21 protein-coding genes and 1 pseudogene are annotated in these 22,779 nt (G+C 64.6%); 15 read left to right on the forward strand and 7 right to left on the reverse strand.

The window, feature by feature from the left end; translation table 11 throughout:
- The first annotated feature begins 28 nt into the window (after window positions 1–28).
- From QF118_RS10610 to QF118_RS10625, 4 genes are read left to right on the forward strand one after another with little or no spacing between them, the layout of a single operon-like run.
- A complete protein-coding gene (locus QF118_RS10610) occupies window positions 29–1,255 on the forward strand; it encodes an oligosaccharide flippase family protein (protein ID WP_282299036.1) in 1,227 nt (408 codons plus the stop codon).
- A gap of 3 nt (window positions 1,256–1,258) precedes the next feature.
- On the forward strand, window positions 1,259–2,182 hold the full coding sequence (locus QF118_RS10615) for a glycosyltransferase family 2 protein (RefSeq protein ID WP_282299037.1): 924 nt from the start codon (window positions 1,259–1,261) through the stop codon (window positions 2,180–2,182).
- A 15-nt stretch (window positions 2,183–2,197) separates the two neighbouring features.
- Window positions 2,198–3,190 (forward strand): glycosyltransferase family 2 protein, encoded by a 993-nt coding sequence (locus QF118_RS10620; RefSeq protein ID WP_282299038.1) that lies wholly within the window; start codon window positions 2,198–2,200, stop codon window positions 3,188–3,190.
- Window positions 3,191–3,210: 20 nt separating this feature from the next.
- Complete coding sequence (locus QF118_RS10625; RefSeq protein ID WP_282299039.1) at window positions 3,211–4,248, forward strand: glycosyltransferase family 4 protein; 1,038 nt, start codon at window positions 3,211–3,213, stop codon at window positions 4,246–4,248.
- A gap of 62 nt (window positions 4,249–4,310) precedes the next feature.
- Here QF118_RS10625 and QF118_RS10630 read toward each other — a convergent pair whose 3' ends face one another.
- Window positions 4,311–4,883: a DUF2585 family protein gene (locus QF118_RS10630; protein ID WP_394357090.1), complete on the reverse strand. Its 573-nt coding sequence runs from the start codon at window positions 4,881–4,883 to the stop codon at window positions 4,311–4,313.
- A 147-nt stretch (window positions 4,884–5,030) separates the two neighbouring features.
- On the opposite strand from QF118_RS10630, the gene QF118_RS10635 reads away from it, so the two are divergent.
- On the forward strand, window positions 5,031–5,708 hold the full coding sequence (locus QF118_RS10635) for a cytochrome c3 family protein (RefSeq protein WP_282299040.1): 678 nt from the start codon (window positions 5,031–5,033) through the stop codon (window positions 5,706–5,708).
- Window positions 5,709–5,763: 55 nt separating this feature from the next.
- Entirely contained in the window at window positions 5,764–7,269 is a 1,506-nt protein-coding gene (locus tag QF118_RS10640) for a surface lipoprotein assembly modifier (protein ID WP_282299041.1), read from the forward strand.
- A gap of 472 nt (window positions 7,270–7,741) precedes the next feature.
- On the opposite strand, the gene QF118_RS10645 is transcribed toward QF118_RS10640, so the two are convergent.
- Window positions 7,742–8,674: an IS5 family transposase gene (locus QF118_RS10645; RefSeq protein WP_282299042.1), complete on the reverse strand. Its 933-nt coding sequence runs from the start codon at window positions 8,672–8,674 to the stop codon at window positions 7,742–7,744.
- 30 nt (window positions 8,675–8,704) lie between these two features.
- On the opposite strand from QF118_RS10645, the gene QF118_RS10650 reads away from it, so the two are divergent.
- The 4 genes from QF118_RS10650 to QF118_RS10665 all read left to right on the forward strand — a co-directional run bounded on the left by QF118_RS10650 (window position 8,705) and on the right by QF118_RS10665 (window position 12,569).
- On the forward strand, window positions 8,705–9,253 hold the full coding sequence (locus QF118_RS10650) for a phosphatase PAP2 family protein (protein ID WP_282299043.1): 549 nt from the start codon (window positions 8,705–8,707) through the stop codon (window positions 9,251–9,253).
- 75 nt (window positions 9,254–9,328) lie between these two features.
- A complete protein-coding gene (locus tag QF118_RS10655; RefSeq protein ID WP_282299044.1) occupies window positions 9,329–9,778 on the forward strand; it encodes a hypothetical protein in 450 nt (149 codons plus the stop codon).
- Entirely contained in the window at window positions 9,775–11,175 is a 1,401-nt protein-coding gene (locus tag QF118_RS10660; protein ID WP_282299045.1) for a DUF8225 domain-containing protein, read from the forward strand. The genes QF118_RS10655 and QF118_RS10660 overlap by 4 nt, the downstream gene beginning before the upstream one ends.
- The gene (locus QF118_RS10665; RefSeq protein WP_282299046.1) at window positions 11,172–12,569 is read left to right on the forward strand and encodes a Dyp-type peroxidase; all 1,398 of its coding nucleotides are present in this window, start codon (window positions 11,172–11,174) and stop codon (window positions 12,567–12,569) included. Before QF118_RS10660 ends, QF118_RS10665 begins: the two co-directional genes overlap by 4 nt.
- 194 nt (window positions 12,570–12,763) lie before the next feature.
- Here QF118_RS10665 and QF118_RS10670 read toward each other — a convergent pair.
- Together QF118_RS10670 and QF118_RS10675 are read right to left on the reverse strand one after the other, a co-directional pair.
- Window positions 12,764–13,889, reverse strand: a pseudogene (locus tag QF118_RS10670) (IS3 family transposase); the annotation flags it as partial.
- A gap of 379 nt (window positions 13,890–14,268) precedes the next feature.
- A complete protein-coding gene (locus QF118_RS10675; RefSeq protein ID WP_282299047.1) occupies window positions 14,269–15,411 on the reverse strand; it encodes a site-specific integrase in 1,143 nt (380 codons plus the stop codon).
- 275 nt (window positions 15,412–15,686) lie between these two features.
- On the opposite strand from QF118_RS10675, the gene dusA reads away from it, so the two are divergent.
- From dusA to QF118_RS10690, 3 genes are all read left to right on the forward strand, one after another.
- Window positions 15,687–16,715: a tRNA dihydrouridine(20/20a) synthase DusA gene (gene dusA, locus QF118_RS10680; RefSeq protein ID WP_282299048.1), complete on the forward strand. Its 1,029-nt coding sequence runs from the start codon at window positions 15,687–15,689 to the stop codon at window positions 16,713–16,715.
- Window positions 16,712–17,533, forward strand: coding sequence for a sulfite exporter TauE/SafE family protein (locus QF118_RS10685; protein WP_282299049.1), 822 nt, complete (start codon window positions 16,712–16,714; stop codon window positions 17,531–17,533). Before dusA ends, QF118_RS10685 begins: the two co-directional genes overlap by 4 nt.
- Window positions 17,534–17,707: 174 nt before the next feature.
- Window positions 17,708–18,916: a calcium-binding protein gene (locus QF118_RS10690; protein WP_282299050.1), complete on the forward strand. Its 1,209-nt coding sequence runs from the start codon at window positions 17,708–17,710 to the stop codon at window positions 18,914–18,916.
- An 82-nt stretch (window positions 18,917–18,998) separates the two neighbouring features.
- Here QF118_RS10690 and QF118_RS10695 read toward each other — a convergent pair whose 3' ends face one another.
- Genes QF118_RS10695 through ccmI form a run of 3 tightly spaced genes read right to left on the reverse strand, consistent with a single transcriptional unit; the run spans window position 18,999 to window position 20,930 of the window.
- Window positions 18,999–19,235, reverse strand: a complete 237-nt coding sequence (locus tag QF118_RS10695; protein WP_282299051.1) for a DUF1289 domain-containing protein — start codon at window positions 19,233–19,235, stop codon at window positions 18,999–19,001.
- A gap of 4 nt (window positions 19,236–19,239) precedes the next feature.
- Window positions 19,240–19,710, reverse strand: a complete 471-nt coding sequence (gene ruvX, locus QF118_RS10700) for a Holliday junction resolvase RuvX (RefSeq protein ID WP_282299052.1) — start codon at window positions 19,708–19,710, stop codon at window positions 19,240–19,242.
- The gene (gene ccmI, locus QF118_RS10705; RefSeq protein WP_282299053.1) at window positions 19,707–20,930 is read right to left on the reverse strand and encodes a c-type cytochrome biogenesis protein CcmI; all 1,224 of its coding nucleotides are present in this window, start codon (window positions 20,928–20,930) and stop codon (window positions 19,707–19,709) included. Before ccmI ends, ruvX begins: the two co-directional genes overlap by 4 nt.
- Before the next feature lie 189 nt (window positions 20,931–21,119).
- Between ccmI and QF118_RS10710 the strand changes: the two genes are divergently transcribed.
- Window positions 21,120–22,373: a sarcosine oxidase subunit beta family protein gene (locus QF118_RS10710; protein ID WP_282299054.1), complete on the forward strand. Its 1,254-nt coding sequence runs from the start codon at window positions 21,120–21,122 to the stop codon at window positions 22,371–22,373.
- A gap of 42 nt (window positions 22,374–22,415) precedes the next feature.
- On the forward strand, window positions 22,416–22,745 hold the full coding sequence (locus QF118_RS10715) for a sarcosine oxidase subunit delta (protein ID WP_282299055.1): 330 nt from the start codon (window positions 22,416–22,418) through the stop codon (window positions 22,743–22,745).
- Window positions 22,746–22,779: the final 34 nt, after the last annotated feature.

The raw sequence follows: 22,779 nt of genomic DNA on the forward strand, positions 1-22,779 counted from the left end.
CCCGAACTGAACGGGACAGACTGCAGTCATGCGAAACAGATCCGAATTTCTTGGCCAGCTGCTGGCCTATGGCGCCTCCGAGGTGGCCACCCGCCTGTCGCGGCTGGGGGTCGTTGTGGCCGTCGCGCGCAGCATGGACGCGGCCGAGATCGGCCTCGCTGCGGCCGCCCTGGCCACCGGCGACCTGCTGAAGGCGCTGACCGAAAACGGCGTCGGGCAGCGCATCATCGCCGCCCCGGCGGACCAGCTGGCGGCGGTCTGCAACCGGGCGCACCGGATCAACTGGCTGTGGTGCGCCGGGCTTTGCATCGTGCAATCGCTGCTGGCCCTGCTGCTGTGGGTCGCCACCGGCAACACCGCGCTGGCGCTGCTGATCCTGGTGCTGGCGGGGGAGTACCTGTTCATGCCGGCGGGCCTGGTCCAATGCGGCCTGGCGCTGCGCGCCGGACGGCTGAAGCGCACCGCCAGCATCGCGGGCGGGCAGGCGGTTCTGGCGAACCTTCTGTCGCTGGTGCTGGCGCTGGTCTGGCCCTCGGCGCTGGCGCTGGTGTTGCCGCGCCTGCTGACGGCGCCGTTCTGGCTGATCTCGATGCGGGCGCTGCATCCCTGGCAGCGCGCGCCGCAGGCGGGCCTTGCGCCGCTGGCCGGTTTTGTGGCCTTTGGCTGGCCGGTCCTGGCGACCGAGATCGTCAAGGCGGCGCGCATGCAGGCGGACAAGCTGCTGGTCGCAGTGCTGATGGGCGCCGAGATGCTGGGCCTGTATTTCATGGCCTTCAACGCCGGCCTCAGCCTTGCCACCTCGTTTTCGACGGCCTTCGCGGCGGTGCTGTTCCCGCATCTTTGCGCCAGCACGCAGCGCGGCAGCGCCCTGCGGCAGGGGGTGTTCGTATCCTTGCTGCTGATCGCCCCGGTGGTGGGCCTGCAATCGGTGCTGGCGCCCTGGTACGTGCCGCTGCTGCTGGGCCCCGACTGGCAAGAGCTGGCGCGCCCGATCTCGATCCTGTGCCTTGTGGCGATCCCGACCATGCTGTGGACCGCCAGCGCCGGTTGGATGCGCGCGGAAAACCGCACGATCCTGGAGTTGCGCGGCACCACGATCCTGACCGCCGCCCTGCTTTTGAACACCTTCCTGGCCTTGCCCTACGGCCTGACCGTCTTTGCCTGGGGATACCTGGCGACGGCCTGCGTGGTGATGACCGCGCTGTCGGGGCCCGTGCTGAACGCAACCTTCTTTCCAAGCCGACTGAAAGCCTGATCCATGCCTTTGATTTCCGTGGTGATTCCCGCCCACAACGCATCCGCGACCCTGAACCAGACCCTGGCGGCCCTGCGCGCGCAGACCTGGGACAAGTGGGAGGCCTTTGTCATCGATGACGGGTCGACCGACGGCACGCGTGACATGGCCACGGCCTGGGCCGCGCTGGATCCACGCATCCGCGTGCACGCCAACCCCGGCAAGGGCCCCAGCGCGGCGCGCAACTTTGCCGCGCTTGATCTGGCGCGCGGCGACGTGCTGGCCTTTTGCGACGCCGATGACATCTGGCTGCCCGGCAAGCTTCTGGACGTGGCCGAGGCGATCCTTGGCGCGGGCGCCGATGCCGCCTATGGCCGGATCGGGTTCTTCAGCCATGATCCCGCCTGCGTGCAAAGCCGTTCGAGCGTGCCGCAGGGGCGGGTCACGCTGCCGATGCTGCTGGGCGAAAACCCGGTCGGCACCATGTCGAACCTGTCGCTGTTGCGCGAGGTCTATGTCGGGCTGGGCGGGCTGCGCGACGACATGGTCCACAACGAAGACCTGGAGTTCCTGATCCGGCTGGTCGGCATGCAGCACGCGCTGATCGGGCTGGACCGCGATCATGTCCTGTATCGGCTCAGCCCCGCGGGGCTGTCGGCGAACCTGGGTGCGATGCGGGCGGCGCGCGATGTGGCGCTGGCCACCGCCGATCTGTTCGGCTACGCGCCCACCGCCGCCCACGAAGCGATTCACCTGCGTTACCTGGCACGCCGCGCCCTGCGGCTCGATGCCCCTACGCGCGAACTCTGGTCGCTGGTCGGCCAAGGTCTGCGCAGCGATCCGGCGGCCTTCCTGCTGCCCCTGCGGCGCGGCGGCCTGATCGCCTTGGCCGCTGCCCTGCGCCCGGTGCTGCCAAAGCGCCTGCGCCACACTTTGTTCCGTCGATGAAAAGGAAAACCTGCCATGCCCTATGCCACGATTGTCGTGCCCGCCTTCAACGCCGCCCTGACGCTGGCCGATACGCTTGCCTCGTTGCAGGCCCAGACCTTTCGGGATCTCGAGATCGTCGTCGTCGACGACGGCTCGACCGATGAGACCGCGCAGATCGCGGCGGATCACGCCAGGGCCGACCGCCGCCTGCGGCTGGTTCAGCAGAACAACCGGGGCCTTGCGGGGGCGCGCAACAGCGGCATCGCCCATGCCAGCGGCGCGGTGATCGGGTTCTGCGATGCCGATGACCGCTGGCTGCCGCAAAAGATGGCGGTGCATGTGGATCACCTGGAGGCCATGGCGGATGTCGGCCTGAGCTACTCCGGCTCGGCGCTGATCGACACGGCGGGCAACCGGCTGTGGCACGCGCAGCGGCCGCGCCTGTTCGATGTGTCCAGCGCGCATGTGTTCAAACGCAACCCGGTGGGCAACGGGTCCTCGGCGGTGCTGCGGCGCGCGGCGCTGGAGGACATCGCCTGGCGGCCGCGGTTCGATTGCCGGCGCAACTGGGTCTTTGACGAAACCTTTCGCCAGTCCGAGGACATTGAATGCTGGCTGCGCCTGTGCCTGGCGACCGACTGGTCGGTGCAGGGCGTGCCGGGCCTGCTGACCGAATACCGGGTCAGCGCGGGCGGGCTGTCGGCCCGGACCGAGGCGCAGCTTGCATCGTGGGAACGCATGGTGGCCAAGCTGCGCCCGCTCAACCCCGGCTTTTTCGACCGCCACGAACCCGCGGCCCGGGCCTATCAGCTGCGCTATCTGGCGCGGCGCGCCTGCAGCAGCGGTGACGGTGACAAGGCGCGTGACTATGCGGCGCGGGCCTTTGCCACGTCGCGCCGCCCCCTGATCGAAGAGCCGATGCGCAGCCTGACCACCTGGGCCGCGGCGCAGGCGCTCAGCCGCCTTGGCGAAACACCGCGCCGGTTCGCGCGGGCGGCGCTGTCCACCTCCAAAGTCAAATCCTGAAGGAAGCAATGACCATGACAATGTCCCATCGACCCACCGTGCTGCATCTTGTCGACGACACGACCCCCGGCGGCGTGACCCGCGTTCTGGACCATATTCGCCGCTGCCCGCAGATGGCCCGCGATGCCCGGCACGAGATACGCCCGGTATCGCGCCGCGCGCCCCTGCCATCGTGCCAGGCCGATCTTGTGGTGTCGCACCTGGCGATCAGCTGGCGCAGCCTGCCGCGGTTGATCTCGTTTCGGGCGCGCCATGCGGCCACGCCCATCGTGCATGTCGAACACAGCTATACCGAGCGGTTCACGGCGCTGAACGTCGCGGCGCGGGGCCGGTTCTTTACGCTGCTCAGGACGGCCTATGCGCTGTTCGACCGGGTTGTGGCGGTCAGCGCGCCGCAGGGGGCCTGGCTGTCGCGACGCAGGCTGGTGCAGTCGCAACGGCTGGTGGTCATCCCGCCGGTCGTGGACCTTGCGCCGTTTCGGCAGATCCCGGCCGCGACAGGGCCTGTGCGGCGCTTTGGTGCGATCGGGCGGCTGCACCCGCAAAAGGGGTTCGATCTGCTGATCCAGGCCTTTTGCAGCCTGCCGGAACAGGACATCGCGCTGGACATCTGCGGCAGCGGTCCGGACCTGGAAGCCCTGCGCGCCCTGGCGGGCGATGATCGCCGGATCGTTTTCAAGCCTCATGTCGCGGCGCCCCAGCACGCCTTTGAGGCGGTCGACATGGTCCTGATCCCCTCGCGCTGGGAGGCCTTTGGCCTGGTGGCGCTGGAGGCGCGCGCCGCAGGGCGCCCTGTGCTGACTTCGGGGGTCGACGGGCTGGTGGACAGCGCGGGACCGGGGGCGCGGCATGTGACCGGGCAGGGGGCCGAGGCCTGGGCCGAGGCTTTGTCTGCCGTGCTGGACGGCCCGCCTGCGCCGCTGTGCCAGACCCGCGCCCAACAGGCCGAGGCCGATTTCGCCGATCGTTGGAAAACGCTGTTGATCGCGCCGCTGGTGGCGGGCGAAGCGGCGGCGCGGCCCGCAGGGCTGCCCGCCCTGGTCGGCGACGCGGCCTGACACAAAGGCCCGTGGGCGGCAGGCAGCGCTTTGGTGTTGCCTGCGGGCGGCGGGACCGGGGCTTACAGCCCCTGTTGCCACTCCAGGACCGCATCGAGCGGCCAAAGCAGCATCAGCACGTTCAGCGCCAGCCCGTCGCGGATCAGCGCGGCGGTCAGCAGCTCGAAACCGATCACCAGGGTGACGCTTAGCCAGACGGGCAGGATGCGCGCCAGGTAAAAGCCCGCCGCCATCGCCAGCAGGTCGGCCAGCGAATTGACGACGCTGTCGCCGTTGTAATCCGACGATACCGTCACGGTTCGATACCGCTCGATGATGATTGCCGAGTTTTCCAGCAGCTCCCAGGCCGCTTCGATCAGCAGGGCGATGGCAAAGCGGGCGTCCAGCGGCAGGCGGCGCGCCAGCAGCCATAGCCCGGCATAAAAGGCAAACCCATGGATCAGGTGACTGGGGGCATACCAGTCAAACAGGTGCTGGCTGCTTTGTTCGGCGCCAACATCCGCGCCGGCCCACAGATTGATGTATCCGCAGGGGCAGATCAGCCCGCGCCCCATAAGCAAAAGCACCCCCGCCATCAGCGCGGCGGCGGCAAGAAACAGCAGGGCAGGGCGCAACATCCGTGTCATCACGGCCATTTCGATCACAGCCTTGCGCGCGCGTCCAGCCCGCGCAAGGACCCGCAGCAGGATCGGACAGATTTTTCCCCTGACTTAATCAGGGTCAAGGTGCGCCCGGAACGGCTGCGATAATTTGGGGCGTGGTTTTCCGACAAAGAGGGTGCCTTGGCGCGCGTTTTGACAGTTCTGGCGGTGGCTTTGATCGCCCTGGCCCTTGGGGCCTGGGGGGCGGGGGCTTGGCCTGCGCGGATGCTTTGCCAGGCGGGGGATTGCACGTCGCCGGGCGCCGGGGATGGCTGTCTTGTGCAGGACGAAGGCGGGTGCCTGTGGCCTGCCGCCTCGGACGGAGTGCGCCAGAAGCGCGACCGCGACAAGGGCCATGCCGGCGACGAAGGGGTGATCATGCGCGATGGCCAGCCCGCGCCCAGGCATGAATGCACTGCCTGCCATGACGAACCCGACCTGCTGCCCGAGGCGCATCTGCCCACGGCAGGCATGTCGATGGACGGATGCCGGATATGCCACGGCACCGATCAGGCGGCTTCGCTTGATGATCGGCTGTTTCAAAGTCACAGCCATTTCTTTGCGGACATCGGCTGTGCCACCTGCCACCAGGACCCGGCCGCGCCCGAAACGCCCGACACGGCCCTGTGCACATCCTGTCATGGATCGCTTGAGGATCTGGGCGCGCTGACCCGGCATCTTGAGGATACGGTCGGCGCCAACCCCCATTCAACGCCGCATGGGGCGCCCTTTGCCAATTGCGCGCTTTGCCATCATCAGCACGAACCGGCGGTCAATTTCTGCGCCAAGTGCCATGATTTCGATTTCACGATGCCCTGAGTGCGGCGCAAGGTGCCTGGACCAGAACCGCTTTGGACAACAAGGAAGGAACGCCATGTTTCGCAAATTCATCATTCTGGTCGGCACGGTAGCGGCGCTTGGCACGGCGGGGGCAGCCCTGGCCACGCCCCAGTTGGGGGATGATTGCAAGGCCTGCCATGCGAACAACCGCTTTCTTCCGCCCGCGCATCCGAACATCGACGCGATGAGCTCGGCCACCTGCAAGACATGCCATGTCGCCACCATGAGCCAGGACCAAAGCCGCGACACCCAGCAAACGCAGGAGCGCGAGCAGGACCGCGAACAGGTTCAGGATCAGGACCGCGACCAGCAGCGCGATCAGGACCGCCGCCAGATACGTCTGGGCGGCGACCCGGGGGCCAACCCCCTGGGCACGCATTCCGCCGCGCGCGTCGCCAACCCGGGCCAGGAAATCGAACGCTACCTGGAGCAGGAGCGGGAAGGGGCGCACAGCGCCGAAACCGGCAGTGGCGGCGACGCCGGGCAAAGCGAGGATCACGACTTCAGCCATGAGTTCAACCATGGCGACACGCGTCTGGCGGAAAAGGCGGACAAATGGACCTATCGGCTGGTCTTTGGCGCCTTGCACTCTTCGGACATCGACCAGCATCAATCGGCCTCGGGCATGGGCGGCGGAGGCGGCCATGACGGCGGCGGCCACGAGGGCGGCGGTCACGAAGGCGGCGGCCATGAGGACGATGGCGATTGGGGCGATGGCGGCGACGGGGACGGCAATGGCAACGGCTCCGGCAAGGGTGCAGGCGGCGGTGGCGGCACGGTTACGGATGGCGGGTTTTTCCGCCTTGGGGCACGGGCGCAATACACCCAGGCGCTGGGCGACACCCAGACGCTGGCCTACAGCTTTGCGCTGAACCGCGACCAGTTCTGGGGCATTGAGCAAACCCGCCATGTCTGGCGCGCCGGTCTGGACTGGAAAGGCCGGCTGGACGACGGCAGCTGGAAAATCGCGCCCTATCTGCAACGCTCGACCTATGACATCGAACAGGCCCCGGACAAGGCGTTCTGGGCTCTTGGCCTGAACGCCAACCGCACGCTGATCACCTCGCCGACGGGCTCGCTCAGCTTTACCTTTCGCTACAAGCAGCGGCGCTATGACGGAGAACCGCAGCCGCGCGCCGGGGATTTCCGCATCGGCGCGGTCTACCAGGACCGCCTGGGCGAAGAGGGCCGCTATCGGCTTGGCCTGGGGCTGAGCGATCGCAACAATCCCCAAAAGGACGAAAACCGCTATTTCGGCCAGGTCCTGACGGCGGCCATCGGCGGCGATCCGGGCAATGGCGCGCTGGGATGGCTGGACATGGAGCTGGGGCACCGGCGTTACAAGGCACCGGATGCGGCGCTGGGATACACAAGGGACGACCGGTTTTTCGGGGTCGGGGCGTCCTATTCGGACCCGCGCATGACGCTGTTCTCGGCGGTTCCGCAATTCGCCTGTCACCTGCGATGGACCCAGTCGAACATGGCGGCCTACGACGGCCGATCCAGCCGCTGTTCGGTCCTGTTCGAGGTGCGGTTCTGACGATGGCCCGGGCGCTGTGTCGGCGCGATCGTGGCTGACGCCCCGGGGGCAAGACTGTTCATGCGCCGCGCGGTCCGTGGGTTGGCAAGGGAGGAACCGATGTTCGCCAGAACCTGACCAAGGGCACCGTAGGTCAGGCATGAAGGACCTGCACCATGCAACATCGTGTTGCACTCACCTTGGAAACGGGGGCAAACAGCTCGGCTAACAAGGGGAGCCGCACCGTTGGCCCAAGCCGCATCGTCAAAAGCACACCGGGCCGCAGACCTCCGCCGGGCTGTGCACTTGTCCATTGCACCGATGATGGATGGTTCCCACAGGTCCTGAGGGGCCTTGATTTATTGGTCAAAACGCCTGCGGGCGAAATCTGTTGCACCGATTGTTGCACTTTTTTTACGTCACTGCCTGATTGGCGCTTGGCTCTGTTGCACAAATCGGCTGAACGCCGAGTTTCCCCTTTCCCCGGGCGGACTTATCCTACGACTTCCGTGACGGGCATGCCGAGCGCGGTGTAGCCGTTCAGGACGGCAATGCGGACCTGGAGTTCCGCGACCTGGCGGTCGAAGTCCCGCGCCATGAGCCGCTGGCCCAGCAACTTCATACAATGCATTTTTGTCTCGACGCGGCTTCGGCGGTGGTATCCGCTCCATCGTCGCCAGAGTGCGCGGCCCAGGTATTTCGCCGCGCGCAAGGCCTCGTTTCGCGCCACGGCTCCGGCGGTGATCGTCTTCCAGGGCTTCGCGTTTTTGCGGGGCGGGATGACGGCATGGGCGCCGCGATCTGCAATCGCATCGTGGCATTTGCGCGTGTCGTAGGCGCCATCAGCCGTGACGCTACCGATTTCCTGGTCCTGCGGGATTTGGTCGAGAAGGTCGGGTAGGATCGGCGCATCACCGATGTGGCTCCCGGTGATTTCGACGGCCCGAACCTCCAGCGTTTCCTCATCAATCCCCAAGTGGATCTTGCGCCAGACGCGGCGTTTAGGGCCGCCATGCTTGCGGGCGTGCCACTCGCCTTCGCCCTCGACCTTGATCCCGGTGCTGTCTATCAACAGGTGCAACGGCCCCTTGGAGCCGCGGTATGGGATGTTGACGGCCAAGGTCTTCTGGCGGCGAGATAGCGTGCTGAAGTCGGGCACCGTCCAGTTCAGACCGACCAGCTGCAGCAGGCTCTCGACGAACCCGGTCGTCTGCCGGAGCGCCATGCCGAACAGCACTTTCATCGAGAGGCACGTCTGTATGGCGGCGTCGCTATAGCTCTGCTGGCGGCCACGCCTGCCTGTCGGCACGGCATCCCAGATCATCTCAGGGTCGAACCAGATCGTCAGCGAGCCCCGGCGCTTGAGCGCTTCATTGTAGGCTGGCCAGTTTCTGGTCTTGTAGGTCGGGGGTATGGGTCTGCTCATGCATCCCAGCTACCACGCTGGATTCACGAGATGAATCCCTCACGCGATTTGTGCAACAGAGCCATCGGTGACGACAAAAACCTCTATGACAATCGCTATCCGGCCGGGCTGTTCGGCGCCGAGCGCCCTCTGACGCTCATGCATGAACAGTATCTGGGGCTGGACAAAGAGGGAAGGAAGGCCGTGCCGTTTGCCACGGCGGTCGTGCCGGACCCGGACAGCGAATACACAAAGCTGAAGCCGATCAGCGAGACGCTGACAATCCAGCACGAACTGGACAAGCTGGCGGCCAATATCTCCATCGGGCGCAACTTTGCCGGGGTGCATTTCTACACCGACTACTATGAATCGCTGCGCATGGGTGAGCGGCTGGCGGTGTCCATCCTGCAAGAGCAGATGCTGACCTATCGCGAGCCGGTGTCGATGCGGTTCACCTCGTTCGACGGCGATCGGATCATGATCGTCGGGACGGGCGGAACTCGCAATCAGGACGATGCGGCTGTGCTGGTCTGGGATGCGGACGGCAATGGCGGCACGCGGGCCGACCTCGACGCGTGGTGGTCGCGCCACAACGGCTGACCCGAAGCGGGGCGCGCGGGGCATTCTCCCGCGCTCGCGCGCCTCTTCGACATTCATTCCCACGGAGGACGAAACATGGAAAAGTTGAAGGAATACAGCGCCATGGGTGCGTTGGTAATCGTTATCGCCTTTCTCGGGTTCGCCTATTACCTGGTCGGTCAGGCGTCGGCGGATGCCGAGACCTGGAACCGGCTGTTTTCGCTTTTTTCCAGTCTGGAAGCCCTGGGCTTTGCGGCGGCGGGGCTGCTGCTTGGCCGATCTGTGGGTTTGCCCGGCGCGCGGGCCATTGACGCACTGCAACGCGAGAACGCGCAATTGAGCGCCGAGTCGACCACCATGCGGCACGTGACGGAAGAACTCGAAAGCGATCTTCAGGCGGCCCGGGACATCCTGAGCGACGAATCCGAACTGGCTTCGAAGCGTATCGATGCTGTCGATGCGGTGACACGCGCGCTGATGCGCACGTCGACCGCCCGCGCAACCGCCATAACCGAAATGACGCAATTGAAAGGAGCAGGCGCATGACCTGGACATTCAACTCGCCGGGATACGTCACGGATTTCACCGATCCCGGAAAATGGCACGAAGAAATGGCACAAACGGCGGGCGGAATCGTCTTTCAGCTGGCTGCCGAAGTGCTGGGACGCAATCCTCAGACCCAAGCCGAACTGGAGGCGCTGCGCCCGCAGCTGGGTTATGTAGATCCGACCGAAGAGGCGGTACCCGAAGGGGCCGAGACGGTTGCCACGGCACAATGGTTTGGCTTTCCGCAATCGGTTGAACGACGCGATTGGTCGGATATCACTCAGGCGCAGCTTGTCGACGATCCGCAGGGATTTTACCGCGCGGTCGAGGACCTGGGGCAGGAGGATATCGGAAACGCCCGCATCTATGACCGTCTGGGACATCTCTACGAGCTTCCTGTCCGGCACCGGCAGGATGAATATCTCGAATGGCGGGTCTCCGAGGGACAACGCGAGATCACTTTCGTCAGCGAAGGTTACGATTATTTCAGCGCGCTTTTTGACGCCGACGAAGACGCCGTCGTGACCCTGTACCGGGAATTTCTGAAGACCGATGCGATCACTGCCGACGATCTGCGCGCGCCGCAGGGGCTGTTTTTCCGCTCAACCCGCGGGGAGCATACGATTGCCCGCCCAGGCGGGTTCAACCCGCGCAACCGCTTCAACATCTTCGGCGGCATTTGCCACCTGAGCCACCGGGCCAATTCGCTTGGGGCGGAGGTCAACCTTGCCGGTGTATCGGCCCTGGCACGCGTGGCCTCGGACGGTGAGCTGGTCGCTGCGGACAATGCCGAGCGCATCATCTGTTGCAGCAGTGGAGGCGATCCGAACCGCAACAGCGACCCCGGGATCGCGCGCGACGCCTACACGCAGGTGCTGGATGGCTATCGCTATACGCTGGCCGATCCGGTCGGGCTTTATATTGCGGATGTCGCCTTTACGCAGCTCCGGCTGCCGGACGAAACCCAGCCGGTGCCGCGCGCGTGGTGGCATGAAGAGCGCGGTGCAGGCCGGCTGAACACGGACGACTCGCGCATTCTACGCGTTACGCTGCGCATCCCCGACGGTGAAACCTATCAAGGGCGGCCCATGACCCTGAGTGACCTGACCATCGGGGGCAGCCCCGTGCGCTTTCCGGGTCAACTGGCCGAACTTGTAAAGGTGCATCTCTACGTGACACGCTGGGCGCGCGACGGCGGCGGGGTTGGTCCCAGGGTCCGATGCATCGGAACCTGTTGCGCCGGACAGGGATCGGCCTTTCTGTTGCCAACGTCCAGCGGGTGCGGGCAGGGGCTGACCGATCAGTTCCCCGGCCTGATCGGACCGGCGGAGCCTGGCAATATGATGAGCGTTGCGCCCATGGGTGGCGCGCCTGGCGCCCGGGATGCACGCCGGTGACCCCGGTCGATCTGGAGGCGGTCCAGGGGAACGTGCTGGCGGGTTTCAACACAGCCCATCAGGTGTTTCTCGGGCTGCGCCTTGACGAAGGTGCCGATCTTGCACCGGTCCGCGAGATGATGGCGCTGCTCGCGGGGCAGGTAACATCGCACGCTGAGGTCTGGCGCGACCGCAAAGTCATGAAGGATCCTGTTGAGTGCATCGGACGCAGCTGGCTCTGCGTTGGCTTGGGGCAGGCGTTGCTGAAACGCCTGCGCCCGGATGTCACCTTCTTCAGTAAATCCTTCCGGAACGGTTACGCGGCGCGCCGGTTCTTGCTGCAGGATCTTTCGCAGCCAGACAGCTGGCGGTTCGGGGGCGCGGCCGCGACGCGGCTCGACATGCTCTTTATCGTTGCCGGCAACGACCGGGGCAGCACCCAAGAGGCCGCCGCCCGCCATCTGGCGAGGGCTCAAGAAGCCGGGTTTGCCAGGTTGTGGCAAGAGGAAGGGGCCCGCATTCCCGGCGACAAGGAGCATTTCGGCTTTCGCGACGGGATAGCACAGCCGCGCCCAGCACTCGGCCATGGCGACGACCCTGAAGATGCCCAGGCGCCGGGGCAATTCATATTAGGTTATGAGAACGCGTTGGGAGAGGCGCCACCGGCCCTGGCCAGTGGCACGCGGCTGTTTTCCGATGCGGGAAGCTTCATGCAGTTGCGCCGTCTGATCCAGAAGCCGGATGCGTTCCACGGGTTCTGCCAGGATACGGCGGCGCAGTTGGCGCCGGACTGGCCGGGGCTGACCGCAGAACAGGTCGCCGCGATCATCGTCGGGCGCTGGCCGGACGGGACGCTGGTGGACACGAACAACGACGGTCTGATGGCCGCGTTGGACGGCCTTGACGCCTTTGACTTTTCAGTTGCCGCGCAAGCCGGTGGTTGTCCAACAGGTGCGCATATCCGCAAGACGAACCCTCGCCGGGGTCCGTCCGACCAGGCGGTTCCGGCCCATCAGCGATTCCTGCGGCGCGGTATCCCGTTCGACAACGGCCCCGATGACCGTGGGCTGCTGTTCGTGGCGTTCCAGTCCGATCCCGAGATGCAGGTCGATTTTGTAACCGCCAACTGGATGAACAGTGAAAGCTGCCCGGGGCGGGGCCATGACCTTCTTGTAGGTACGACGCCTGGCCCCCGCAGTATCGACGTTAGCCGCAACGGTACCTCGATCCGGATCGAAGGCGGCGACAACGAATGGATTATTCCCGACGGCGGCGCTTACCTGTTCGCGCCCAGTATTCCCGCCATTGCGGCGCTCGACTCTGCGCCTGGAGCCGTGAAAGGGTTCATGTCGTCGATGGCCGGCCGTGTCCGCAGCGGCTTGTTCGACTTGACGCGAAGCGCTCGCCGGCGCTGATCCCGCGTATCCACTGCCGCGAGGTCCCGAGCAATCCGGTAAGCGAAGGTGTTGTGAAGCGTTTCGATGCGTGTGTCTGACGTTAGAGCAAATGGGACAGTTCAGGTTGATTTGATTGGGGAGAATTTAGGGCTCATCGTAAACACTGAGGTGCCCCTAGTCTCCCAGACACCTGCCTTGTTCAGCTTCTGCTGTCTGATCTCATAGTCAACGGGCGACAGCATGCTGTTGTTCGTGTGCTTGCGTTTCGGGTTGTAGAACCTCTCGATGTATTCGAACACGTCCTGCCTTGCGGCCTCGCGTGTGGGGTACGTACGGCGCCTGATCCGTTCCCGCTTCAGGAGCTGAAAAGAAGCTCTCGGCGACCGCATTGTCATGGCAGGTCCCACGTCGGCTCATGCTTGCATCCAAACCGTGCTGGATGCGAAATGTTTGCCACTCACGGCTGGTGAACTGCGATCCTTGATCCGAATGGATCATGACCTTTTGCTTTGGCTTGCGACGCCAGGCGGCCGCCAGCAGCGCCTGCAACGCCAAATCCGTCGTCATCCGCGACTGGGCCGACCACCGAACGACACGCCTTGAGAACAGATCGATGACGACGGAAAGGTAAAGCCAGCCTTCATGGGTTGTGATGCAAGTGATATCTGTCACCCAAACTGTGTCGGGCGCGTCGACTTCGACCTGGCGATCCAGCGTATTCTCCATAACGATCGCCGGCGAGCCGCCATATCGACCAGGACGACGCCTGTATCCAATCTGCGCGGCAATACCAGCCAGGCCGGCCAAACGCGCGACACGGTTCTTCTAGCAGGCCTCACCTTGATCACACAGATCGTCGTGCAGCTTGCGATAGCCATAGACCTTGCCGCTGTCCGTCCAGGCCTGACGGATCAATTCGGTCTGCCGCGCATCTTCCTGCGCGCTGGCTTAACGGTTCCTTAAGCCACGCATGGAAGCCGCTGACGTGGACCATCAACACGTGGCACATCGTCCGAACTGAAAACTCTGACCGATGAGCCCGGATGAAGCCATACTTCAACGGGACTCTCGCGCGAAGTATGTTGCGGCCTTTTTCAGGATAGCCCGCTCTTGGGTGACGCGGGCCAGTTCCTTCTTCACCCGTCTGAGCTCGGCAGCCAAATCCGCCTCCGCCTCCCGGACCTTGGCCGGCTCCGCAAATTGCGCCTTCCAGGTGTAGAGCGAATTGCTGCTGACCCCGAGCCGTTTGGCCACCTCGCTGACCGCATAGCCGCGATCAACAACCTGCGCGACGGCGCCCCTTTTGAACTCGTCTGCAAACCGATTTTGCGATGACATTCGCGCTTATCCTTGGCTACCAAAATTACCAAGCAAAGCGTCTACAAATCTACGGGCACCTCACAGTTAGGTGCTTTCGTCGAGCAACGAGTCCACAATAATCGATGCAGTCTCGACAGAATACGTACGCGTGATCGTCTCCTCTCGGCTGCGGATGATAGTGAAGCTGACCTTGCCGACGCTTCCTTTGGGGTGAAGCAAGCGGACATTATCCATGGCCTATAGGTAGGCGGCGGCTGGCGAATTTCGACGGTCGGAGGGTTTTGAGTGTTCCATTGCAAGAAACTGGTTCCCTGCGATTCACTACGGAAATTCTTGCCAAAAACACGATGGTAGTGAGGGGCGCCGGGAGGAGTTTTCAGAGCGCCCAGCACCTGTGTCAGAGGGGGGCAAACAAAATATCCCACCATTTCCAGCCGGCGAATTTGTCGCTGACTTGGTTTACGTGAATGTAGCGCGACAGGCTGCCGTCGGGGGCGTGGCCGGTATATTTCAGGATGATGTCGCGGCTACCGCCGTCGAGGCCCGTTTCGAAGAAGCGTGAGATTGCTTCATGCCTGAGGTCATGAAAACGAAGATCCTTAATGCCAAGTAGCTTGCATGCGTCGGTGAAACGACGGCTGACGGTATCAGGGTTGTAAGCAAAGACTCGCTCGTTATTCCTTGGCATTGACTTGATAAGTTTCATGCCTTCATCCGTGATCCACACGACTACGTCGTTGCCAGCTGTCTGCCGTGGGTGCTTCATGTTTCGGATTGTTAAGCGCGCCATATTCTCATCCACATCGCTCCAAGGAATAGAGCACAGCGCCTCCTGGCGATGACCCAGAGTAATGGCGGCGCCAATGACTTTATGCATCGGTACGCGTCGACGGTCGGCCAGAAAGCTGTCATAAAAATGGCTCATCAGCCGGTCCAACTCTTCCAGTGTCGGTCTCCGGTCGCGCTTAGCCGAGCGGCCAATCAAGTTTTGGTGTTTCAACGTCCGCATGGCTGTTTCGAAGGCTGAAATCGGCAAATCCAGCTTGCAGATGGGTCCACCATACAGGAACACTGTGCGTAATGTTGCCAAGTAGCTGTTTACCGTCTGTGGCTTGCGGGGCTTCAGCTCATAGTGTTCGGGGCAATCGGCGTCGGGATCTGCGGGTGGGGCCTGGACTCCGTTCAGAAGGTCCCGAGCCAGGCAAAAGAAAGCGTGGTCGTCGGTTTCCTCTACAGCCATGCCGCCGACGTCGAGCCTTTGGAGATAAGCGAGGGTCGCAGTCTTTGTCTTGCCAAAACCTTCAGGAGATGCGTCGCAATAGGCTTGGATGACATCCGACCATGTCTTGCGCTGTCGCGCTGCGACTGCGCGCTCGACAGCGCCTTTCGCCTTTGGGTCGCGCTCGGTCTTTTTCAGCCAACGTTTTGCAGCCTGTTCGTTCTGAAACGTTTCGGTCTTGGTGAGAATGACCTTGCCAGCCTTCTTCTTGCGAATGACGGCCGTGTAGCTGTGTGAGCCGTCTTTCTTCTTGCGCTGCATGATGGTACCCATCGGTTCGCCTTTTCGAGAATTCGTTGTCGATGTTGAGGAGATCGATCCGGGTCCGGGCCCACGGACGGACAATTGATCAGGGTTTAATATCTCGGGCTCGGACGAGTGTTCGGAGACCAGGCCGAGACCACTCGGAGGGCCCCTCGGGGTGCCCTGCCAAGAGGCGAAAAACCGGTGCAACAATTCCGGGTCGGTGCAACATCTTGTTGCACTCACCCCAAAAACGGGGGCAAACGGCCCCAAAACCGAGGAAAACCGAGCCGATGTCCGATCGCGCTGAGCCAGTAAAACAAGGGGCCGCAGACCTCCGCCGGGCGGCCCGCCTGTCCGTCGCACCGATGATGGACTGGACCGATCGCCATTGCCGGTATCTTCATCGGCTGATCAGTCAGCGCGCGCTGCTGTATACCGAGATGGTGACCGCCCCCGCACTGGTGCGCGGCGGGGCGCTGCATCTGCTGGACCACAACCCCGAAGAACACCCCGTCGCGCTGCAGCTGGGCGGCTCTGACCCGGCCGAGCTGGCCATGGCGGCGCGGCTGGGCCAGCAGGCGGGCTATGACGAAATCAACCTCAATTGCGGCTGTCCCAGCGACCGTGTGCAATCGGGCACCTTTGGCGCTGTCCTGATGAAACATCCCGGACTGGTGGCTGACTGCGTGGCGGCCATGCGGGCCGTCGTCGATGTCGAGGTGACGGTCAAATGCCGGATCGGCGTCGATGACCAGGACCCCGAAGAGGTGCTGCCCGAATTCCTGGCGCGCATCGTCGCGGCGGGCTGCGAACGGGTGACCATCCATGCCCGCAAGGCCTGGCTTCAGGGGCTGTCGCCCAAGGAAAACAGGGATATCCCGCCGCTGGACTATTACCTAGTCCAGCGCATGAAGCAGCTGTTTCCCAACCTGCACATCTCGATCAACGGCGGCGTCGACAGCCTTGACCAGGCGCTGGCGCTGCTGGACAGCGGGCTGGACGGGGTGATGATCGGGCGCGCCGCCTATCACCAACCCTGGGACATCCTCGGCGCCGCCGATCACCGTGTCTTTGGCGCCGCGCCGGTGGCGACGACCCCGCAGGCCGTGGCGCTGCAAATGCTGCCCTACATCGAGCGGCACTTGACCTCGGGCGGCAAACTGCATCAGGTGACACGCCATATGCTGGGCCTTTTCGCAGGACGCCCCGGTGCGCGGAACTGGCGGCGGGTCCTGTCCGAAGGGGCAAGCCGGCCAGGCGCCGGGCCGGAGCTGGTCCATGAGGCGCTGCACCAGATCGAGCAAGGACAAACCGCATGACCCAGGACCTTTCCACGCTTTTGCCGCTGCTGTTGCTGCTTTTGGCCTCGTCGGCCTTTGCCGGAGTGCTGGCGGGGCTGTTCGGCGTCGGCGGCGGCATCGTGCTGGTGCCGGTCTTTTACTTTGTCTTTGCCGGGCTGGGCTTTGACGGCCCGCAACTGATGCAGGTTTGCCTTGCGACCTCGCTGGCGTCGATCATCGTGACCTCGATCCGGTCGGTGCATTCGCACAACAAGAAGGGCGCGGTGGACTGGGAGGTGCTGAAGACATGGGCCCCCGGCATCGTGATCGGCGCGGTGATCGGGATGTTGACGGCGGCGGGGCTTCGGTCCGCCGTGCTGGCGGTGATCTTTGGCGTGCTGGCGGGGCTGGTCGGGCTGTACATGGCCTTTGGCAAGGCGCATTGGCGGCTGGCGCAGCAGATGCCCACAGGCCTGAGCCGCGCGATCCTGTCGCCGCTTGTGGGGTTCCTGTCGGTGCTGATGGGCATTGGCGGCGGCAGCTTTGGCGTGCCGCTGATGACGCTTTACAACATGCCCATCCACCGGGCGGTGGCGACGGCGGCGGGCTTTGGCCTGCTGATCGCGGTGCCTTCGGTTATCGGCTTTTTGATGCTGGGCGTGACGGGCGCGCCGCCCTATACCGTCGGGGCGGTGAACATCCCGGCCTTTTTGATCGCGGTATCGATGACGCTGATCACCACGCCCTGGGGTGCGAAGATGGCCCATGCGCTGCCCGCGCTGACCCTGCGCCGGACCTTTGCGGTCTTTATCCTGATCGTTGCCGCCAACATGCTGCGCAAGGCGCTTTGGGGCTGAGCCATCCGCGCGGCGACAGCTTTGCGCAACCACTGATTGCCGCGCGGGGGCCGCCGTGGAAACAATGCCCGTCCTTGGCCGTCATTGTCGCGATCCATGCCTCTAATATAATAAAAACATTGGCAAAAATGTGTTCTTCATGAATTATTAACCCGGTTCATGTGGGGAAACGTCATGCTGTTACTTTTGTCTTTGCTTCCTGTTCTTTTGCTTGCCGGTCTGGTTGGGGTCGATTGGGGCGGCAGCGATGACGACGACGACCGGGACGTGGCCGAACCCGATCCCACCGAAGGCACGGAAGGCGACGACCAGATCGAACTGGGCGACGGCGACAACGTCTTTCGCGGCCTGGGCGGCAACGATCTGGTTTATTCCCGTGGTGGCGATGACGACCTGCTCGGCGGCGACGGCGACGATACGCTGAACGGCGGCGCCGGGGCGGATGTGCTGAACGGACAGGCGGGGACGGACCTGCTGAAGGGCGGGGAGGGTGACGACACGCTTGGCGGTGGCACCGGCAATGACAACCTGCGCGGCGAAGGTGGCGATGACAGCCTTTTGGGCATGGATGGCAACGACAAGCTGTTCGGCGGCGAAGGGCTGAACTATCTCGACGGCGGCAGCGGCGCGGACACCATCCGGGGCGGCAGCGCATCCGATACCGTGCAGGGCGGCATCGGCAACGACCTGATCGACGCCATGGACGGCGACGACCTGGTCTTTGGCGGTGATGGCAACGACACGATCTATGATGAAAGGGGCCAGGACAGCCTGAGCGGCGGGGACGGTGACGATCTGATGGTGATGAACACCTACGGATCAGGCGATCCTGAAAACGACGATGTCCTGAACGGCGACGCGGGCAACGATTCGATCTATGCCGGGAATTCCGATGATCTGCTGGACGGCGGCAGCGGTGACGACCTGCTGGTCGGCAAGAATGGCGATGACACGATCCGGGGCGACAGCGGCAACGACAGCCTTCTGGGCGGCAGCGGCGACGATGTCCTGATCGGCGGCACCGGCAACGACTCGATCGACGCAGGCAGCGGGGCGGCGAACCTGGCCTGGGGAGGGACGGGGGCCGATGTCTTCGAGGTTGATCTGTCGCAGCGCGGGATCGGCGTGCAGGGAGAACCGGCCTTCGGGGTCCAGATCCAGGATTTCATCACCACCGGGTCCGAAGCGGACGTTCTGGAAATCACGCTTGGCAGTGGCGATGTGGCGGCAGATATCTCGGTCCAACCGCTGGGCACGTCAGGCGATGTGGTTGTCTTGCTGGATGCTGACGGCGTGACGTCGACGGTGGCCGTCATCGTTGGCGGGGTCGCCAACGGGTTTTCGTCGGACAACATCGTGCTGGTCACAACCGGCGCGGCCTGACACCTGACCGCGAAACAGGCAAGGGCCGTCCCCCGGGGGGCGGCCCTTTGGCATGCGGCAGCACCGCGCCGGGCGCGGGCGTTCAGCCCTGCCGCTTGAGCCGCGCGGCGCGCCCACCGCGGCGCTGCGCCAATTGCGGCGCGCGGGCGGGCAGATCGGCCATGACGGCGCGGCGGTCTTCGGGGGTCATGCGCGACCACTGGGTGATCTCGTCGATCGAACGGAAACAGCCGGTGCACAGACGCGCCTCGGGGTGGATGACGCAGACCTTGGTGCAGGGGCTTTCCACCTCGTCACGTTTCCAGATGTCGTCGCTCATGTCTTCAGCTTCCCAGATGGCGCAAACGGTCCAGCGCCCCTTGCAGGATATAGGCGGCGGCGACGTTGTCGATCAGCTCGGCGCGACGCTTTCGGGACGTATCCGCCTCGAGCAGGGCGCGTTCGGCGGCGACGGTGGACAGGCGTTCATCCCAATAGGTGATCTGCCCGTCCCAAAGCCGGTCGAAATTGCGGGCAAAGGCGCGGGTCGACTGGCAACGCGGCCCTTCCGAGCCGTCCATGTTGCGCGGCAGTCCCAGCACGATGCCGCGGATCTGGCGATGCTTGAGGATCTCCAGCAGGCGTTCCGCATCCAGCGTGAATTTCTGGCGCTTGATGGTTTCCAGCGGCGTCGCCACGCTGCGCAGTCCGTCCGACACCGCAACGCCGATCGTCTTGGTGCCAAGGTCCAGCCCGGCAATGGCCGTCATCGGCGGGATGTCCCGCGCGAAATCGGCGATATCGTCGTGGATCATTCCGCCACCCCGGCGCGCTGCGCGGCGGCGCGCAGCGCCTGCAGGGCCTCGGGCTGATCGGCAAAGACGGCCTGCGCCTCGGTCCAGATGGCGCGGGCCTGGTCGGTGTCGCCCAGGATGCCCAGCGACGAAATCAGCCGCGCCCAGTCCTGCGGCGGGCCGCCTTCGCTGGCCAGGCGGTCGGACAGCTGGCTGACCATGCCGCGGATCATGTCCTGGCGTTCCTCGTCGGTCATGTCGGCGGCGGCGGCCATGTCGGCCTGGCTGGGGCCGCGCGGCGCGGCGATTTCGGGCAGCTGGTAATCCGACACCCCGGCGCGAAACGCCATGTCCTCGATCTGGGCGCGCATCGGCGCGACCCAGGCCGCATCCGGCGGGCTTTCCCGCAGCAGGTTGTCCCACATCCGGAACCCGACATCCGGGCGGCCGGTCTGGGCCATCATCAAGCCGCCATAATAGCGCGCCACGCCGTTCTGCGGATCGCGGGCCAGCGCGTCTTCGATGGCTTGCTGCGCCTCGGGCGAAACATAGCCGCCCGCCGCGATCACCATCATGTCGGCCAGGTCGGCATAGTCCTGCGCGGTGGCCTCGGCCCCCTTGAGCGCGGCGATACGCGCCAGCGCCTGCTGCGCCTCGACATAGTTGCCAAGCGCCGCTTCCGAGCGCGCCAGCAGGATCTGGCCTTGCAGGTCGTCGGGCCGTTCCTCGACCGCGGCGCGCAGCCGCTTGACCAGCTCAAGGTACTCGCCCGGGGCCTCGGCGGTGGGGGCGGGGGGCATGCCGGCCTCGGCCTCGGCCTGGCTGGGGCGGTTTTCACGGGCTTCCTTGGCGGCCTCGATCCGGCCTTTCAGCGGCAGGTCGGGATATCCGGGCGCGCCCAGCTGGGTATAGACGCCAAAGCCGCCCACCAGCACAAAAGCGGTGACCGCCAGCGCCGGGCCCAGCCCGCCGCCGCCCTTGACCGCGACGGTCTGCGCCTTTTGCGCCTTGGCATCGGCGGACAGGATGCGGCGCGACACCTCGGTGCGCAGGCGCTCGGCCTCTTCTGCGGGGATCACGCCGCGCGCGGCCTCGCGCTCGATCTCCTTGAGCTGGTCGCGATAGACCTGCAGGTCAAAGACCTCGGTCGGCACGGCTTCGGCGCGGCCTTTCACGATGGCGCGCGCCAAAAGCGCCGCCACGGCAAGCGCCATCCCTGTGGTTACGATCCAGAACATCATGGCCGGCTTTCCTTTGTTCGATCCCTTGCATCTATGGCAGGACGCCGCCGGAAAAAAGGGCAAATGGCCGCAGAACCCCGGCGATGGGCGTCCATGTCGCAACTGCATGGCATTGTGACGGTTGCAGTCGCCGTCCGGCGGGCTATCACCTTTAATCAATCCTCAAAGGCCACATCCGGATTCGACGTCATGACCCCCAGAAAACGCTATTCCGTCTTCGCCATCGCCCGAGAGGCCGCGCGCTATCACACCGGCTGGCAGCGCGCTTGGCGCAAGCCCGAACCAAAGCGGCGCTATGACGTGGTGATCGTCGGGGCAGGGGGCCACGGGCTGGCCACCGCCTATTACCTTGGCAAGAACTTTGGCATCACCAATGTGGCGGTGATCGAAAAGGGATGGCTGGGCGGCGGCAACACCGGGCGCAACACCACGATCATCCGCTCGAACTACCTTCAGGACCCGTCCGCCGCGATCTACGAAAAAGCGCGCAGCCTGTACGAAACCATGAGCCAGGACCTGAACTACAACGTCATGTTCAGCCCGCGCGGCGTGATCATGCTGGCCCAGACCGAACACGAGGTCCGCGGCTATCGGCGCACCGCCCATGCCAACGCCCTGCAAGGGGTCAAGACCGAATTCATCAGCCCCGCAAGGGTCAAGGAAATCGTGCCGATCATCAACCTGGCCGGTCCGCGCTACCCGGTTCTGGGCGGGCTGTGGCAGGCCCGCGGCGGCACCGCGCGCCATGACGCCGTGGCCTGGGGCTATGCCCGCGCCTGCAGCGACATGGGCATGGACATCATCCAGCAATGCGAAGTCACCGCCATCCGCCAGGACGGCGGCAAGCTGCGCGGCGTGACCACCACCAAGGGCGACATCGACTGTGACAAGCTGGGCATCGTCGTCGCCGGCCACTCGGGCGTTCTGGCACAAATGGCCGGCTTTCGCCTGCCGATCGAAAGCGCCCCCTTGCAGGCGCTGGTCTCCGAGCCGATCAAACCGGTCATGGACTGCGTCGTCATGGCCAATACCGTGCACGGCTACATGAGCCAGTCCGACAAGGGCGAGATGGTCATCGGCGGCGGCACCGACGGCTACAACGCCTATACCCAGCGCGGCAGCTTTCAGCACATCGAACACACCGTCGCGGCGCTGATCGAAACCTTCCCCATGGTTTCGCGCCTGAAAATGCTGCGCCAATGGGGCGGCATCGTCGACATGACGGGGGATCGCTCGCCGATCCTGTCGAAAACCCCGGTCGATGGCATCTTCATCAACTGCGGCTGGGGCACCGGCGGCTTCAAGGCGATCCCGGGATCGGGCTGGGGCATGGCCGAACTGATGGCACGCGGGCATTCGCCCCTGACCGAGGAATTCTCGATGTACCGCTTCCGCGAAGGCAAATTCATCGACGAAAGCGTGGCGGCGGGGGTGGCACATTGATCCTGCCGAAACCACACCGCCCGACCGATAGGAGCCGCTGACATGCTGACCTTCAAATGCCCCTGCTGCGGCGTACAAGCCGACGAAACCGAACTGACCCCGGGCGGAGAGGCGCATCTCAAACGCTTTGGTCCCGGCGCCTCGGATGCCGATTTCGAAGGCTACCTGTTCATGCGCGAAAACCCCAAGGGGGTGCACTTCGAACGCTGGCGCCATGCCTTTGGCTGCGGCAAGTGGTTCCTGGCCGCGCGCAACACCAACACCATGGAAGTCTACGGCACCTATCCTGCCCAGACCACCGAACCGCCGCAATCCATCAAGGACGTCCTCACCGCCCGCCACCCCGGCTGGCAGTGGCGCGATTTCTCCTGATGTTTCCATTTGCCCGAAATATCCTCGGGGGTCC

It is taken from the genome of Tropicibacter oceani, assembly GCF_029958925.1.
Lineage (GTDB): Bacteria > Pseudomonadota > Alphaproteobacteria > Rhodobacterales > Rhodobacteraceae > Pacificoceanicola > Pacificoceanicola oceani.